Raw genomic sequence first — 17,318 nt, forward strand, 5'->3', positions numbered from 1 at the left:
CCTAAGACTTTAACGGTGAATTTAATCCCAGCTTAATCCTTATACCTAGGTATAAGGTCAAGGGGTTTTGGCGAAAATTTGGAAAATTTTTATTAAGATTTAGGCAAACTTACGATAGACCAACTATCTGGAGGATGTGCGGGGGCAATGTTCTAAGAATTCTCCTCTGGTTGTTCAAAGACGATACATTCTTTGGTTTGATTGATTGGATCGAGATTAGCCTGACAGCGATCGACTAGAGGCAGGAGTTCATCTCGCAACCGTTGGAGAGAGAGAATTTTTGCTTCAATGTCCTGAACTTTTTGGTGAAGTCGTTCATACATTGCCTGACAGGTGAGCGATCGCCCATCTTTTAAAGTCAGAATTTCCTTAATTTCATCCAGAGTTAGACCGAAAGACTTGGCGCGAACAATAAAACCCAGGCGTTCCACATCCTGCGGACTAAAAAGGCGATAACCCGCTTCTGTGCGTTGCGGGGAGGGAATCAAGCCAATTCGTTCATAAAAATAGACCGTTTGCGGATTAAGCCCCAAACGTTGGGAAACTTGACCAATTTGGAACATGGTTTTCTCTCGACCTTCCATACTGATTCCAGAAACCGGGTTTTTAGCAATTTACTGATATTTATATTTTCCGATATTTTTTTGATATATATTCGGCATCAATCAGATTTCTGGCAAATTGTTTGAAATCAATTATCTGCCTAAAATGCCAGCATTACAATATTAATAGCAAAACTTTTTAGTCATAAAAGCGATCGCGATTCAGTTTTTGTCGGTTGGGCGATCACCACTCAACCCAACCGAAATGAACAGGGTCATAAATTACCATGAAACTAACGGAATAAGAATACCGGAATATTGCTAGTTTTCAAAATTTGGTCGGTAGTGCTGCCAATGACTAAATGGCGAATCCGATTATGGCCGTAAGCGCCCATGATTAATAGACTGATATTTTTTTCCCTAATATAGTTGGCGATCGCCTTTTCTGGTTCCCCCTCTAGCAAGTGAGCAACTGGCTCAAATTGCGCCTCTTGTAATAATTTTGCTGCTTGATTGAGTCGGTGCTTCATTATTGGGCGATCGAGCAAACTTTTCGCCACTGTCACCAGATGCAATTCTAATCCTTGAAACAAGGGAGATTCCTTGATAAATTCCAGCATTTTTTGGCCATTTTTACTGCCATCGTAGGCTAAAAGCAATCGTTCAATTGGCTGATATTTTAGGGGAGTAACCAGGCAAGGTTTGCGACTATTGCGAACAATTTTTTCTAGATTTGCTCCTAAATTACCCGATGCAAAACTAGCATTTTCACCGCGTTTCCCTAGGACAATTAAATCAAAGTCTTGCTCAAATTCATCTAAGCAATCTAATAAAAAACCTGTTTTATATATGGGGTTAATTCGGTTAATTCCTTCGGCTTTCAGAGTCCGCAAAGCGGTTTGTAAAATCAATTTCGCTTGGTGGTGGGTGAATTTTGCTTTTTCATGTTCCAACTCAACCAAACAATTTAGTAAATTTTCTGAAGCATCAATGCCAATACTGCGGCAAAAGTTTCCCTTAGAGACTACTTGTTGACTGTTAATATCGGTGACGCATAATACATCAATTGCTGCCCCTTGTGCTTTTAGTCGGTTAGCCACATAAGCACCATACCGATAGCTGGTTTCGGCAAAGGGCGATCCATCGGTGCAAATCAAAATAGTTTTCATTATTTTGGATTATTTGTCATAATTAGGGGATGGAGATTCGCTGAATGACTGTCTGTTCTCAGACTCAGAATCTTTGCATATTTCTTTTGTAGACAGCTAATTTATCGTACAATTAATCGCTCGTAGAATGTCGCCCTGGCTTGATTTAATCCCACCAGTTGTAGAGGCGATTCGCGTCTTCTGGGGCGATCGCGAATCGCCCCTACAGTAGCCTTGATGCCACCAGCGGACAAATGGGTGGCAAATTAGACTGAGAAACACTGGCGAACAGAGACATGATTAACTGTTGAGAATTGGTACAGTGTTTAGATTTGGCAGGCTGAGAACGCCGATATAAACTATATCATAAAACCTACCTGTCCCCTGTATCATAATGCAAAGATCGGCAATTGTTGCTCCTGTTGTTTCCGAAAGTGGATGAAAAAGGTGACATCTCAGGTATAAACGGAAGGTAAGGTCATAAGAGGAAGATAGAGACAAAGATAGATCGAGAGATAGCGCACCACATAAGAATGCTTGACAATGGGCTTTATGGAGATCGCCCGCTAGATAAAACTTACCCAAACTTACCCATCAAGTCTGAAAGCTTGATTTTTACTAAGCTTGAGTTGGTTTTACTTCCTGCTTCTACCAACGGAGTCGGCTCCAAATTGTCCACAGGCGTAGATTTGGCCGTAGCTCGACCTATTTTTTCAAGATTTCTTGCGGCATTTAAATCTCGATCTATTTTGAGATGACAATGCTCGCAGTAAAATACTCTTTCTGATAACGGTAATGAGTCTTTAATTGCACCACAGTTTGAACAGGTTTTACTCGAAGGATAAAACCTGTCAACAATGATGAGTTGTGACCCATACAGTTCACTTTTATATTCCATCTGTCGCCGAAAGTCATAAAACCCCATATCGGCAATTGATTTCGCCAGTTTATGATTCGCTAACATCCCTGATACATTTAAATCTTCTATCACATTGATTGCGTGGTTCTTGCATAAGTGTGATGTCAACTTATGTAAAGTATCTTTTCTGATATTAGCGATTTTTCTATGAAGTTTCTGGACTGTAGGGGCGAACGGCCGTTCGCCCCTACATGCCCATTGGCTGATTTGAATACTTTTCGACTAAATTTTCTTTGAAGTCGTGTCAGTTTTTTCTCGTGTTTTCTATATGATTTTGTTCCTTTTACGATTTCTCCAGTGGATAGGGTAGCAAGCACTTTTATCCCCAAATCTATCCCTACTACATCTTTTGTTTTCTCTGTGGGACTAACGGGAACATCGATTTTAAACGAAATAAACCATCGGTCAGTCTCTCGACTAATCGTGACATTTTTGGGGTCGGGAACGACCGGCAGCCTTTCATAAGTTTTTAGACAGCCGATAACTGGTACTTTCAGTTTATTTGATGATAAAATTTTAATTGTCCCATCCAAGGTAAAGCTGTCTTGTCTACCTTTTTTCTTAAACCTAGGTCGGGCTTTCTTTTTTTTAAAGCAATCTTGCCACCCTTGGGCGAGATTCCTTAAAGCGTACTGAGGAGCACATTTGGAAACTTCATAGTACCAAGGATTCTCTGGTTTTACCAGCTTATTTAACCATTTATGTAAGTCAATGGCTGTAGGAAATTTGATTTTTTCTTCGGGGCTACAATGAGTATTATGAGATAAAATCCCTAAACACAAACCATGACCCCAATTGTAGGCATGGCGAGCTACTCCTGCATGGCGAGCAAGTTGTTGCTGTTGGGTTTGATTGATTTTAAGTTGTGTTTTAAACCCTAATAACATGGAGTCATAATTCCGACGCGCTTAACCAGATCCAATCTTACCACAACTAATGACCAGATTGAGCATTCAGTTTCTAAAAATATTGCTCGATGCTCTGGAAATTTCTGACGATTTGAGTAAGTTTGGGTAAGATTGGGTAAGTTTTCGGCTTCTGTAGTTAACCCTCTCAATACTCAAAGCGATTGGAGTAGCGCTTCGGGGCTTCCCTTGAAGAACGCTTTTTTCTCCGTCAGGAAGCGAGTTGACTAGATCGCCCACTTGGGAGTATGATTATTCAATACTTAGTAATCACTTAGTCGTCAACCTAAAATAGACTCTTAGGTCTTAAGCATAAATTAGCAATACTAAAACAATATTAACAATAGTTGAAAGATTGATGTGCCAACAATTGTCTTTAATCGACTGTATAGTTGCAGGGAATAAACTAGAAATTACTCCAAAAGTTAGAGGATTTCAGCTTCACTTTAGTCATCCTAATGGACAACTTTATCAAGGCGACTCAATTGACTGGTTGAGTTCCCTTGATTCTGAATCTGTAGACTTAATTTTTGCCGATCCTCCGTATAATATCAAAAAGGCAGAATGGGATAATTTTGCCAGTCAAGAAAAGTATATTGATTGGTCAATGCAATGGATTTCACAAGCCGCCCGAATTTTAAAACCTCATGGAACTATGTATGTCTGTGGTTTTTCGGAAATTTTGGCAGACATAAAACATCCAGCGATGAATTTTTTTAAATCTTGTCGTTGGTTAGTCTGGCATTATAAAAATAAAGCTAATCTGGGTAACGACTGGGGGCGATCGCATGAAAGTTTACTCCACCTGAGAAAAACTAAAAAAGTGCAACTAAACATAGATGAGATTCGGATTCCCTATGGAGAACATACTCTGAAGTATCCAGTGCATCCACAAGCTAAAACCAGTCAATATGGGCAAGGAACAAAGCGGAAAAATTTATGGACTCCTCATCCAAAAGGGGCAAAGCCCAAAGATGTCATTGAGGTTCCTACAACCTGTAATGGAATGGGTGAATCAACCCCTCATCCGACGCAAAAACCCGAGGAACTGGTCAGAAAATTTGTCCTGGCTTCTTCTCATAAGGGTGATACTGTGCTAGATCCTTTTTCGGGTTCTGGAACAACTTTAGTAGTTGCAGAGCAATTAAATCGCAAATGGCTCGGTTGCGAGCTTGATGAAAAATACAATGAATTGGCGATCGATAGACTAAATCATGTCAAAAGAATGACTGTAGAAGATTGGATTCAGTTCGATCGCAAAGTAGCTGAACGTCGGGAGAAAATTCGATGAATATAATGGACATAGTAGAGTGGGTTATTGACAAAGAAAACTTTTGTAAAATTGAAGATTACATAGACTTTACAAAAGATTACTTAGAGTTTGTTAAAGAAGGGTTACAGGCTGTGATTGTTTCTCAAAACGAAAATCACTACGAATTTTATCAGTATGATCGTCAGGCTGATTTTAGAATTACTCGTCCGTTGAACTCTTCCTTAATGTATAGTGCTAATGAAGAATCAGAAATTAATGAGTTTTTGGAAATCATAAAAAATATCAGGGATATCCCAAAAAATGACTTTTACAGACGCAAAGTTATCATTCGTTCAATTTACACATTTCAACAATGTATTGGAGCGGCACTTGATGCACTTCCGGTAGGCCAGTCTAATAGAGCCAGGAAAATTAATGGTGATTTATTTGAGAGATTAATTCAACTCTTAATAAAAAGAGTTGGGGTTCATTGTCGCACGGTAACCATCCAAGTTCCTGTTAAAATTGATGGTCAAACAGTATTTAATATGCAATACCAGCACGATCTACTGATTAACGCTCTGGAAAATCCCCAGGAATTAAGAGCGATTGGTTCAGTAAAAACCTCTAGCAAAGATCGGATTGGTAAGATATTTGTAGATAAATTACTTTATTCTAAACTAACAGGTACATCTCTACCTCATATTGCTATTTTTCTGAATGATGTTCAAAGAAAAAAAACTTCTGAAGAAAATGAATATGGGATAAATTCTACTTTTTTATCTGGGCATTTCAAAGGTTACACCGTTAACTTAAACCCTTTAGATGGGGTTTACTACTGTGATATTAGACCTAATATGCAAACAGAACCAATACTCAAAGAACATATTAAAACAATCGATCACTTTTTTTGCTCCGATCTTTGGTTGTTAGTTCAATAGAGCCAAACCATTCGCTAACATTGAGTAGGAATAGCAATATTTACTCAGAGGAACAAGAAGAATAAAAATAACAATAAAAAACCCGGTTTCTTGAAGAAACCGGGTTTTTCTCGATAATAAACTGGGTTTCTATCTATTCAGAATAGGCGTCCATTGGTACGCAAGAACAGACAAAGTTGCGATCGCCAAAAGCATTATCAATCCGACCCACGGACGGCCAGAACTTATGGTCTTTAGTCCAAGGGGCGGGATAAGCAGCGGCTTCCCGGCTATAGGGATGATTCCATTCACTGACCATCAATGATTCCGCCGTATGGGGGGCATTTTTCAGGGAGTTATCGGCAGCATCCATTTCCCCGGCTTCAATGGCGGCAATTTCTCCACGAATGGCAATCATGGCATCACAAAAGCGATCTAATTCTTCCTTAGATTCACTTTCGGTCGGTTCCACCATCATGGTTCCGCCAACAGGCCAAGAGACGGTGGGGGCATGAAACCCATAATCCATCAGCCGTTTAGCGATATCATCTACTTCAATATCCGCAGTTTTCTTCACCCCGCGCAAATCTAAGATACATTCGTGGGCGACTAAGCCATTTTTGCCTTTATATAAAACGGGATAATGCGCCTCTAAACGACGGGCGATATAGTTGGCATTGAGGATGGCTACTTTGGTGGCTTCGGTTAAGCCATCAGCGCCCATCATGGCGATATACATCCAAGAAATTGGCAGAATGCTGGCACTGCCCCAGGGGGCGGCGGAAATTGCCCCAATGCTTTCTTTGCCGCCTAAGTCCACTACGGAATGACCGGGCAAAAATGGCACTAAATGAGACATGACCCCAATCGGTCCCATCCCTGGGCCGCCGCCACCGTGAGGAATACAGAAGGTTTTGTGTAAGTTGAGGTGGCAAACATCGGCGCCAATGTCTCCGGGACGGCATAGACCCACTTGGGCGTTCATGTTGGCCCCGTCCATATATACTTGACCGCCGTGGCTATGGATAATTTCGCAGATGTCTTTAATCTGTTCTTCAAAGACTCCGTGGGTGGAGGGATATGTCACCATGAGGGCCGAAAGGGTTTGGCTGTATTTTTCGGCTTTGGCTGTTAAGTCTTCTATATCTATGTTGCCGTCTTTGTCGCAAGCAACGGGGACGACGGTCATGCCGCACATCACTGCGCTGGCTGGGTTGGTGCCATGGGCTGAGGTGGGAATTAAGCAAACAGTGCGATCGCTTTCTCCCCGTTGTTGGTGATACTGGCGAATCACCTGTAAACCGGCATATTCCCCTTGAGAACCGGCATTCGGCTGCAAGGAAATGCCATCAAAGCCGGTGATTTCCGCTAACCATTCTTCCAGTTGTTGGAACATGATTTGATAGCCTTGGGTTTGCGATCGCGGCGCAAAGGGGTGTAACTTGCCAAATTCTGGCCAAGTCACCGGCACCATTTCCGCTGTAGCGTTCAGTTTCATGGTGCAAGACCCTAAAGGAATCATCGAACTGTTGAGGGACAAATCTTTGGTTTCCAGGCGATGAATATAACGCAACATCTCGGTTTCCGAGTGATAGCGGTTAAACACCGGATCGGTTAAATATTGGCTTTGACGGGCAAAGGGGGCAGCAAATTGCACCTTCACTGACCCTTGCAGTTCTTCCAGGGTGAAAGGTAATTCTTCACTTTCGGCAAAAATTTGCCATAAGTTGAGCAAGTCGGCGGCGGTAGTGCATTCATCTAAACTAATGCCCACGGAAGTTTCATCAAAGAACCGCAGGTTAATTTGTCGAAATCTTGCCGCTTCTTTAATTTTGGATAAGTTGCCTTCTGGACAGTTTACCCGCAAAGTATCAAAGAACGGTTCCGAGGCGATCGCATATCCCAACCGCTGCAAACCTTCCGCCAACAAAACCGTCATCGTATGGACATTTTGGGCAATCCGCTTCAGTCCTGCGGGGCCATGATACACCGCATACATAGAAGCCATCACCGCCAGCAAAACTTGGGCGGTACAAATATTACTGGTAGCTTTATCCCGGCGGATATGTTGTTCGCGGGTTTGCAGGGCCAACCGTAAAGCAGGCTTACCTTGAGCATCTTTAGAAACCCCCACAATGCGACCGGGAATTTGCCGTTTATAGGCGTCCCGCGTGGCAAAATAGGCGGCATGGGGGCCACCATACCCCATCGGCACCCCAAAGCGTTGGGTATTGCCCACTGCAATATCCGCGCCAAATTCCCCAGGAGGCGTAAGTAGGCACAAGCTTAATAAATCCGCAGCCACAGTCACCAAAGCTTTGGCATCATGGGCTTTGGCTACAATGTCCCGATAATCATAAATGGCGCCATCGGTGGCTGGATATTGTAATAACACCCCAAACACCGAGTCATCAAAGGTAAATGTATCGTGATGACCCACTACCACATTAATTCCCAGGGGAATGGCACGAGTTTGCACCACTTCAATGGTTTGGGGATGGCAGTCCTGGGAGACTAAAAAGGTGTGGGCGGCTTTCTTTTTACATAGACCATAACTCATGGTCATGGCTTCTGCGGCAGCGGTGCCTTCATCCAGGAGGGAAGCATTGGCAATTTCCAAGCCGGTGAGGTCGATGATCGTGGTCTGGAAATTGAGCAAGGCTTCGAGGCGCCCCTGGGCAATTTCCGCTTGATAGGGAGTGTAAGCGGTGTACCAGCCTGGGTTTTCCAGGATATTCCGTTGAATCACTGGCGGGGTGATGCAGTCATGGTAGCCCATGCCAATAAATGAGCGGAATACCTGATTTTTACTGGATATTTCTTTTAAGTGAGCTAATGCGCTGGATTCGCTGCCAGCTTCGGGTAACTTAAGAGATTTTTGTAGCCGGATGACCTGGGGGACGGCGCGATCGATCAGTTCATCCAAACTGGCAAATCCCAGGAAATCTAGCATGGATTTAATGGCCGCTGCATTGGGGCCAATGTGCCGTTTGGCAAAGCTATCAAAGGCTTCAGCGACTAATTCGGCGCGATCGCTGCTAGAAGAGTTGAGGGTTTGATCCACAGGGGGTTGTAAAGTTGTTGGCATTTTAGCGATTCAGTAGGTTGGTTTAGCAGGGTTCTTGAATTATCAGTCACTTAAGTGAATAAAATGCATTGCATTTTTGTGAGATAAGGGGAGAGATTGTCACCGTCAATGGACAGGCGATCGCCTTTGGACTGATTTGGGACTTAAGCACCTAGGCAATCAGGGGACGGGGGGATTGCCCATACCTCAATTTACCCAGTTTTACATATCTCTTTATTTTGTAACAATTCTTGACCAGATGAGTGGGGCAATATCCCAAGCGGCTTTCGTGATCGCGATCGGTGGTGACAATTTTTTATGTTGAAAAGAGATTTTTCATGGGTGATAAGCTTTTGGATGACATATAATCAATCTCTGTCAGAAGAGGCAAAAAAATGACCCAACCTAAGCATTACTGGGGATTCGACGAGACTGACGGTGTTGCCAAAGACACTACAGGCAACGCCAACGGCACCTTAACTAACGCCATCCGTGTTCCTAACGGTCGTGTCAGCGGCGGCGGAGTGGTTCAGATCAATGGTTCCAACAATTCATTTGTCAGCTTTGGTGGTGGTGTCGGTCAGTTTGGCACCAGCAACTTTACGGTGGCGCTGTGGTTGAAAACTACTGAACAGCATCGGTATTTTGATTTAGTCGGAAATCGCACAGCGGGCTCCCACGGGAATTTCTTCTGCCTGCGGATGACCGGCAAACATGAATCTGCACCTGCCGGTCGGGTATCTGCGGAAGTCGATCAAGATGGCAATGGCGCAAATTATATCGGGGTCGAAGCCAGCACCACCGGGTTAAACGATGGCAATTGGCATCATGTGGCGGCAGTTCGCCAAGGCACATCCCTGAAACTATATATTGACGGCAAATTGTCTGGTCAAGGAACATCGGGTGGTGTTGCTAATATCGCTAATGGCAACCCATTCAAACTCGGTCAGTCATATATGGGCGAAAGCAAGTTCGCGCCGAATGCCCAATATGATGATCTGTGCGTTTACGATGTGGCCTTATCAGACCAAGAAATATCCAATTTGTTCACGAATGGACCGATTCCGCCAACGGGGGTACAGATTAAAAGTCTCGCTAATGGTGCGGTGTTGGATGTTGCCGGTGGTCAAACCAATCCCCAAACCAATATTTTGGTATATGCCAGTAATGGTGGGGACGGCCAAAAATGGGAGATTCAAGCCAATGGCGTGATTAAGAGCAAGTTGGGTAATTATGCTCTGGATATGAAGGATATTCCCAACTTTGAATGGGCAAAAGAATTAGTGCTTAATCCGATCAATGGTAGCCCCACCCAGCAATGGACAATTGGCGCCGATGGCACGATTAAAAATAAGAGCAATGGTTTTGCGATCGCCCTCTATGATACCGGCACCTATCAGGTTGCCCTAGTTTGGTATTTGGGTGCTCCTGCCAAACCTTATGAAACATGGCAAGTGGTGCAGTTGTAATCGCGGCATCTCTATCCAGCAAATAGAGCGGAAATTTATCTTGAATTTATCTTGAATTTTTTGGAGGAATCACAATGACCATTGATGTAGGTGGGAAATACCACTTGAAATCAAGCAATTATCCCGATCGCTACTTGCGGCACCAAGGTTATCGGATTAAGCTTCATCCCAATGACGGCAGTGAATTATATCGGTTAGATAGTTCATTCCGAATCGTCCCTGGTCTAGCGGGAACCGGGATTAGTTTTGAGTCGGAAAACTACCCAAATCATTACATCCGCCACCGTAATTATGAATGCCATATTGACAAGTCAGACGGCAGTGATTTGTTCAAGAAAGATGCTTCGTGGAATCCTAAACCGGGATTGGCTAATGCTCAAGGTGTCTCCTTTGAGTCAGTCAACTATCCTGAATTTTTTATGCGGCATAGTGGATTTCTCGGTCGCATCGATCGGCGAGACGGATCGGCATTGTTCGATCAAGATGCTACTTGGCTACCGATTTTATTAGAAGCTCCGCCAACGGGGGTACAGATTAAAAGTCTCGCTAATGGTGCGGTGTTGGATGTTGCCGGTGGTCAAACCAATCCCCAAACCAATATTTTGGTATATGCCAGCAATGGTGGGGACGGCCAAAAATGGGAGATTCAACCCAATGGCGTGATTAAGAGCAAGTTGGGTAATTATGCTCTGGATATGAAGGATATTCCCAACTTTGAGTGGGCGAAAGAATTGGTGCTTAATCCGATCAATGGTAGCCCCACCCAGCAATGGGAAATTGGCGCCGATGGCACGATTAAAAATAAGAGCAATGGTTTTGCGATCGCCCTCTATGATACCGGCACCTATCAGGTTGCCCTGGTTTGGTATTTGGGTGCTCCTGCCAAACCTTATGAAACATGGCAAGTGGTTTAAATCTGCTTTATAGAAGGGTTACGGTATAACTAATCAGATTCAGGTTTGATGGCGCTTTACTTTTTGGGGAAAGCGCCATTTTTACCGAGGAAGCGATCGCGGTTGAGGTGGTGAGATGCGATCAAGATGGGATAAAATTAACTAAATCTAATGAATCAACGTGAATATTAGACTTACCGTAGTGAGGAAAAAATCATGCCAGTCGATTATTTTTTTGGATCTGCCTACATTTTGCAGACTGATTTAGGGTCAATGTTGAATAATCCCACGATCGTCGGGGGTTTAGCTGTCCTAGGTTTGCTCGTAGGCGGGGGATTTTATCTGCTAAATCAAAAAAAACCCGATGCTCTCGATCCTCTGAAGGATCAAGGAAAACTCATCCAAAGTAAAGCCACGAAAATTGGTGAAGTTGCTTTAGACAAAATTGATGATGTATTGGAGCAATACCAAAAAGTATTACCCTATCTAAAAGAATTAGGGCTGAAAGTCGAGGGTTTGAGTATTGAAGCTGGGTTATTCCCCAAAATTAAAACGTCCTTAATTGCTTCCCTAAGCGCTATTGAAGTGGCAGCAGTCGAACGAGTCAAAGAACAAAATAAATCCAATCAGTTATTAGTGGCTATTCTCAATGCGGTTTTATTAGCCAAAAAATGTAACGATCGCTTGGATCAGGCTTCGATTTCCTTGTTTAAAGACCTGATTGTTGATATAGAATTAGGGATTCCTCCCGCGATTTCTGTGCGGTTTAAATAAATCATATTTTGCACATAATCCAAGCTGAATCTTAGCGGTTTAACTACCGAGATTACCGACTGCGCCTTCCCAGTTAGCGGCAGCGCCGATTTTGTTGATCAAGCGATCGCGGTTGAGGTGGTGAGATGAGATCGCGATCGCTGACCACGAAGACCACTGACCGCTAACCTGTAAAATTTGCCAAAAACATGAAAAATTTACCACCCACATTATGAACGAAGACTTAGGCATTTTTCTGATTAGCATCGCCGTTTTGATTCTCTATCTGATTTTTTCTGCCATGACGGAGATGGGAACTAAATGGCCGTGGCGGAAATAAATTTTTTATTTGTTATTTGTTATTTGTTATTTGTTGTTGGGTAGGGATTCTTTGGTTGTTGGTTGGGGAAAATAATTAACAATTATGTTGCTTGTTGCCTGTTCTTTACTTGTTTTTTGTTTACCCCCCACACAGGAAGCTCCCCCGCGTTCGCGAAGCTCAGGCGAGGGAATCGCGCATCTGGGCAATATGCCTGATGCAAGATAGAAAGATCAGCCAAATGGCTGATGTCAAGATTGCCAATATCTAGCTAAAGTCAAGAAAAGCTTTGATCCAGGGAAATTTCAATCGATTAATTTTTTGGTTACTCACTGGAAATATAGAAAAATTTTATGCACAAACAATCAGGGTTCTTTGCATTATTAAGTTCGGCGCTCATGGCTGATGAATCTTCCACCACCGCGATCAGAGAGTCTTTATTACCCGATGAACAACAAACTTTAGCTAGATTAACGAATCAGTATCAGCGCTTATTTGAGCGATTAGATAATCTTGAGCCAGGAAATCCCACCACATTAGGGCAGTCAGATAGTTTAGCTAAACAATATGCTGCGGTATTTTCGGCTTATCAAGAAAACATTGAATGTACTAAGCATTTGTTGTCAAAGCAGCAAGACCTGGCGGGTCGATATGAAAGATTGTTGCAAAAATATGCCCAAAAACTCAATCAAAATAATTTGTCAGACAAGCAACGGTGTACTTATAAGAAATTGTACAATCAATATGCTCAGTTGTGCAAACAACATAGTCAGGCTTGTTCAGCGGTGTCAATTCATCTAAAATTATCAGATTGCTCTGAAACGAATTCGGGCATTTACTTGAATTAAAAATTTTGTAGTGGCGATGATTATCGTTCAATAATCTGTTGCTTTTTCTCAGAGATTTATCCCCATAACCTTCGCCCCTACACGCCTATCCTATTTATCGCCTATTTATATTTACCCCATCATCCTCCCCATCTTTTTGCCTTCTGTCCTCTGCCGTCTATTTCTGATGACTATCACGAAAGTTTAGCCATTAGATTAGCCGTTAAACACTTCAAAAATTTTATGGCAAAAATTTTTTAGCTTTTGGGCTACTTCGGGGGTAGGTGCAGTTGTCCCAACAAATCGCCAATTTTCAATAGTGGAAAATCGCCATTGTTGCCCTTGATGATCGTAACCAGCAGCTTCAACCCCGATCGCCCGTCGATGTTTTTCTAAGGGATCTTCATAAAACCGAATTTGCACTAAAATACTGCGACTTTGGAAAGAGTGACTGCGCCCTGGAAAATGGAAACCAATATCAATAGAATCTGGATCGACCAGTTCTTTGGTTTCGGGATCGTTCATCCAGGGTTTGAGGTCGGATCTGACATCAGGAAACTCTGACTTAAACAGATTGACCACAGCGGCAATTTTGCTGGCGAGTTCAAAGTTTTTCACTTGTTCAGCGGCGTTCACGGTTTATCCTCCGATTAACGAGACTTAAAAATCAGAAATTCGTAAAAAAATTGATAATTTCGGGGGTTCCTGGGTTGGTAATTTGTGGATTTTCAGATCGCAAGTCACCAATCGTCGATGTAGGAACTGGGAGGTTGATGTCTGTCTTGAAACAAGAAATGGTATGAGTGATAGATGGATATGTGAGGTTGGCAGTTCACTCTTATCAGCATAAGAGGTGCTGATCGCACTGTTTCTCCCAGCGAGGTACTAGGATCCACTAACATGGCAATACCCTGTCACATCATTATCGAAGGAAATTCGGCGATCATCTATGCTAGTCGCAATGGCGCCCCGGAAAAAGTTAGACGCTTGCTTCAGCCATTTCTAGCAAAATTTTGGCAAGAAAGAGAAGCGGCTGGGGAATATCACAATACTCCTGAGTGTTTGGCCGCTCAGATTATCGTCCGACTTGGCTTTGAAATCTGTGAGGATGATTACTCAAATTTGCGAATCGGCACCAATGTCTATGACCCTGATGTGGAATATCTTTATGCGATCGCCTTGGATCAAAGCGTGACTGTTTGGGTTCCCCAGGAGGAATATCGGCAAAATCCCAGCTTGGGTTTAGCCGCTTGTCGTCAATTAGAAGCAGAGGGCTGGAAATCTGAATAACAATTGCTTGACCTACAGCGCTTTCCATTCTTCACGAACCACAAACACTTGTAGGGGCGAAGCATTCCGGCAGTAGGGGCGAATGGCCATTCGCCCCTACAATGCTGAAAATATTAATCTTAGTACCGGAATGCTTCGCCCTACCGTGGTTTATTAATCTGAAAAACGCGGTAAACCAATCAAGCAATTGTTCAGAAGTGTTACTTAGGGCAGGACGCGGACACGAGCAAATTTGAGACCAGTCACTCCTTGGAGAGGTTCAACATTACCGGATTGAATTTTCGGTTCGACCCAACCCTCTCTGGATAAATAACAAAGATATTTTTGGTATTCTTCCCATTCTTTGTTCGTGGAGTAAACCAAGGTTAACATTCCCGGTTGAGTGATTCGTTCTTGCGATCGCTGATCGACCCCTTTGTCAATGCGTTTTTTGACAATCTCATAGCGAGTGTCTCGCGTTCCTCCCACATCAAACAACCGTTCCGTCTTTTCGTCGTGAAAAATATCAATGGATGTGTCTTGTACCAAAACTAAATGGGTCAGTTTCAACTGGGTATCATAATCTTGCTGAATTTTGAAAGCCGTCCGCGCACAATCACAAACTGCTTTCAACTGTTCATAACGTAAACTCCGCAAATGGAATAAACAAAAGTCCCCGTGAATCGATTTCCCCACATAAATCATGTGATCGATGCCATCAGTGCATTCAATATCACAGTAATGGGGAATAATTTTTTGCATCTTTTCTTGCCAAGATTCCCAAGTTTCCCGTAAACACTGATTAATCTGATTCACCGCTTCGTCATACCGCGCTCTGGCTTGATAAACACATTGATGTTCGTTAGCACAAGCTTCTGTATAGGCTTGCACTGCTTCAGCGGCAGGAATACCACATTCGGCAAAATAATCAAAATAAATTTCTAGATTATTTTGTAAATATTCAGTAGCGGTTACTTCTGAATCAACCGTAATCCCTTCTTTTAAATGCTCAATTTGCTCAAGTAAATCAAGGCGCAGTTGTTGGACTAAATCGCTGTTTTGGTATTCACAAACTGCCTCGACAATTTTAATCCCAAGGCCATATTGCGCCAGCAAATCTTTTTGAATTGCCCGATTTCGTTCTTGAGACGAGCCTCGAATATCGGAAATCCCGTAAAGCGGATAGACATTCTTAAACACAATCGGTTCGGGAGGTAAACCCCAACTTCTTCTTTCCGCTTCTTGTAAAAATCGCGCTTCTACGGAGGGATGAATATTATTAAAAGAAGTTGTTCTTTGTTGTAAAGCTTGACGCAATGCAGCGGTAAAAGGCGAAATCAGTTGTTTGGCATTGTGCAAATCCCCCTGATTAAAGTGATTCGGCTGACTACTGGTTAATACCACTAATCCCATCGGCTGCTGATGGTTTTCATCATAGTTTTCATAATTATGGCTGATGCCAATGACCAGGGGAATAAGTAATAGAGAGCGAACACCGCTTTCGAGTAGTTGGCGATCGCATTCGGTGGGAGCATCTAAACGCAGATCCGGGATCTGACAAATTTGATTGGAGTCTGCGGCTTTTTGGAAATGAGATCCCTGCAAAAATTCTAGGGAATAACTAATCACACTGAGTTCTTGAAATTCGGTTTCACTAAATAAACGAGCCGGGTCTTGTTCGGCACTGAGAAACAGAGTTTTATCCGCCAGAAATAGCGATCGCATTTCCCGATCGAGTTGGCGAAATCCTTCTGGTCTGAGAATAGATTCTCGACCTGTGAGCCTTTGGATAACTTGCTGCATCTGTTGCTCAACGGTGACATCAAAAGCTTCCCAGAGCAAAAAACCTTTAACTCGGTAATGATCTAGGTTCAGCTTTTTCATCAAACTTTCTAATTGTTCAGCGTCACTCAATTGATCTGCTATAATTTTTTCTGGGGTTACAGATGACGGCAAAAAATTACTTAACTTACTTAATTTATCGGTGAGTTGCTCCGCCACAGAAACTTTTAATCCTTGAGAATTTAGCCAGAATTTTATTAACCTCGGTTCTGGATATAAAACACTATTAACGCTGAGGGTAATAGATTCGTCTATGTAGCCCGGTTTGTGGCAGTCAATGGCATATCGTTGCCGGAGAAATTGATAAAGCAAATGGCGGCGATACCATTGCCGCACTTTTGCTTCTTCTAAATTGCTAAATAGATCGAATAAAGTAATTTCTTGGTGGAGAAAACCTGTGCTGGTGGAGGAAAGGCCAAAAAACCGGCAAAAATAATCATTGGCATAAGTGACGCGAAAAGTCTCTGGGGCGATCGCGGCCATCAAGACTCGACTCGCTTGCCGTAAGGTACTCAGCCACCCTAGGGCTTGCTTCCAGGCGTTGAGTTGCTCCATACCTGGGGCATCGGGGAGTTGCGAGGCTAAAGTAGGCAAAAATGCTTCCAACTCTAAAAATTCTGGATCCGCTGCGGATATTTGGTTTGTTTTCTCTGGATCGGAATCAATGGTTAGATAGCCATTTTCTGGGCTTTTCTTTTCTGGATAATTGGATGAAGAATTAGACATAGTGGGTTCCCTGAACGCTTCATGTTTGACATCAAAAGTTTTCCAAGGGTGCGATCGCGAATTGCTGACTCGATTTTTTGAGTGATTTTCCTTGACTTCACTCCCGGACTGGCGATCGCAATAATCATTCACCTGGGTAAAAACCACTGCTTTGGCAGTGATTTTTGGTGATTTTTTCTGATTCTGACTACTTTTTATCCTGATTTTGAGGGGATTGTCTAGTAGCAGTATTTATTCCCGGTAATTTTTTGCTCATATTAATAGCCTAACATTGCTGATTAAATCTGGTATGGCCATGAGGAAAATTTCGGCAGCATCTCCTAATCTCCTAATCTCCTAATCTCCTAATCTCCTAATCTCCTATTTGCCAAAACACGGATGCCTAAATTTTCCGGCATCTCCCCGCTTGCCTCTCCCCGCTTGCCTCTCCCCTTTGGCAGCTTCTTTTTTCTCTTTTACCGAAAAAT

15 protein-coding genes are annotated in these 17,318 nt (G+C 42.9%); 7 read left to right on the top strand and 8 right to left on the bottom strand.

All coding sequences use genetic code 11. The annotated features are described in order from the left end of the window. Nucleotides 1-152 precede the first annotated feature (152 nt). The 4 genes from AM228_RS23545 to AM228_RS36415 all read right to left on the bottom strand — a co-directional run bounded on the left by AM228_RS23545 (nucleotide 153) and on the right by AM228_RS36415 (nucleotide 3,496). A complete protein-coding gene (locus AM228_RS23545) occupies nucleotides 153-563 on the bottom strand; it encodes a heavy metal-responsive transcriptional regulator (protein ID WP_054469399.1) in 411 nt (136 codons plus the stop codon). Nucleotides 564-835: 272 nt separating this feature from the next. Next, nucleotides 836-1,711, bottom strand: coding sequence for a universal stress protein (locus tag AM228_RS23550; RefSeq protein WP_054469377.1), 876 nt, complete (start codon nucleotides 1,709-1,711; stop codon nucleotides 836-838). A 556-nt stretch (nucleotides 1,712-2,267) separates the two neighbouring features. Continuing rightward, a complete protein-coding gene (locus tag AM228_RS36410) occupies nucleotides 2,268-2,717 on the bottom strand; it encodes a transposase (RefSeq protein WP_255353258.1) in 450 nt (149 codons plus the stop codon). Then, nucleotides 2,714-3,496, bottom strand: a complete 783-nt coding sequence (locus AM228_RS36415; RefSeq protein WP_255353259.1) for a transposase — start codon at nucleotides 3,494-3,496, stop codon at nucleotides 2,714-2,716. Before AM228_RS36415 ends, AM228_RS36410 begins: the two co-directional genes overlap by 4 nt. A gap of 376 nt (nucleotides 3,497-3,872) precedes the next feature. Between AM228_RS36415 and AM228_RS23560 the strand changes: the two genes are divergently transcribed. Together AM228_RS23560 and AM228_RS23565 are read left to right on the top strand one after the other, a co-directional pair. Further along, nucleotides 3,873-4,805, top strand: coding sequence for a site-specific DNA-methyltransferase (locus tag AM228_RS23560; RefSeq protein WP_082349031.1), 933 nt, complete (start codon nucleotides 3,873-3,875; stop codon nucleotides 4,803-4,805). After that, nucleotides 4,802-5,707, top strand: a complete 906-nt coding sequence (locus tag AM228_RS23565; RefSeq protein ID WP_054469378.1) for a hypothetical protein — start codon at nucleotides 4,802-4,804, stop codon at nucleotides 5,705-5,707. The genes AM228_RS23560 and AM228_RS23565 overlap by 4 nt, the downstream gene beginning before the upstream one ends. A gap of 133 nt (nucleotides 5,708-5,840) precedes the next feature. On the opposite strand, the gene gcvP is transcribed toward AM228_RS23565, so the two are convergent. Next, nucleotides 5,841-8,774, bottom strand: coding sequence for an aminomethyl-transferring glycine dehydrogenase (gcvP, locus tag AM228_RS23570; protein ID WP_054469379.1), 2,934 nt, complete (start codon nucleotides 8,772-8,774; stop codon nucleotides 5,841-5,843). A gap of 374 nt (nucleotides 8,775-9,148) precedes the next feature. Between gcvP and AM228_RS23575 the strand changes: the two genes are divergently transcribed. The 3 genes from AM228_RS23575 to AM228_RS23585 all read left to right on the top strand — a co-directional run bounded on the left by AM228_RS23575 (nucleotide 9,149) and on the right by AM228_RS23585 (nucleotide 11,889). Then, the gene (locus AM228_RS23575; RefSeq protein ID WP_054469380.1) at nucleotides 9,149-10,222 is read left to right on the top strand and encodes a LamG-like jellyroll fold domain-containing protein; all 1,074 of its coding nucleotides are present in this window, start codon (nucleotides 9,149-9,151) and stop codon (nucleotides 10,220-10,222) included. Between the two features lie 74 nt (nucleotides 10,223-10,296). Then, entirely contained in the window at nucleotides 10,297-11,136 is an 840-nt protein-coding gene (locus AM228_RS23580; protein WP_054469381.1) for an AbfB domain-containing protein, read from the top strand. A gap of 195 nt (nucleotides 11,137-11,331) precedes the next feature. Continuing rightward, a complete protein-coding gene (locus tag AM228_RS23585) occupies nucleotides 11,332-11,889 on the top strand; it encodes a hypothetical protein (RefSeq protein ID WP_054469382.1) in 558 nt (185 codons plus the stop codon). 39 nt (nucleotides 11,890-11,928) lie between these two features. On the opposite strand, the gene AM228_RS33405 is transcribed toward AM228_RS23585, so the two are convergent. Then, nucleotides 11,929-12,093, bottom strand: coding sequence for a hypothetical protein (locus AM228_RS33405; protein ID WP_156332003.1), 165 nt, complete (start codon nucleotides 12,091-12,093; stop codon nucleotides 11,929-11,931). Between the two features lie 447 nt (nucleotides 12,094-12,540). Between AM228_RS33405 and AM228_RS23590 the strand changes: the two genes are divergently transcribed. Beyond that, a complete protein-coding gene (locus tag AM228_RS23590) occupies nucleotides 12,541-13,035 on the top strand; it encodes a hypothetical protein (RefSeq protein WP_054469383.1) in 495 nt (164 codons plus the stop codon). A gap of 195 nt (nucleotides 13,036-13,230) precedes the next feature. Here the strand turns inward: AM228_RS23590 and AM228_RS23595 are convergent, their stop codons facing one another. Beyond that, nucleotides 13,231-13,650 carry a hypothetical protein gene (locus AM228_RS23595; protein ID WP_054469384.1) on the bottom strand — a complete coding sequence of 140 codons (420 nt, stop codon included), beginning with the start codon at nucleotides 13,648-13,650 and terminating at the stop codon, nucleotides 13,231-13,233. Between the two features lie 264 nt (nucleotides 13,651-13,914). Between AM228_RS23595 and AM228_RS23600 the strand changes: the two genes are divergently transcribed. Further along, a complete protein-coding gene (locus AM228_RS23600; RefSeq protein WP_054469385.1) occupies nucleotides 13,915-14,304 on the top strand; it encodes a hypothetical protein in 390 nt (129 codons plus the stop codon). Between the two features lie 204 nt (nucleotides 14,305-14,508). Here AM228_RS23600 and AM228_RS23605 read toward each other — a convergent pair whose 3' ends face one another. Continuing rightward, a complete protein-coding gene (locus tag AM228_RS23605; RefSeq protein WP_156332004.1) occupies nucleotides 14,509-16,998 on the bottom strand; it encodes a GAF domain-containing protein in 2,490 nt (829 codons plus the stop codon). Between the last annotated feature and the right edge of the window lie 320 nt (nucleotides 16,999-17,318).

It is taken from the genome of Planktothricoides sp. SR001 (assembly GCF_001276715.1).
Lineage (GTDB): Bacteria > Cyanobacteriota > Cyanobacteriia > Cyanobacteriales > Laspinemataceae > Planktothricoides > Planktothricoides raciborskii.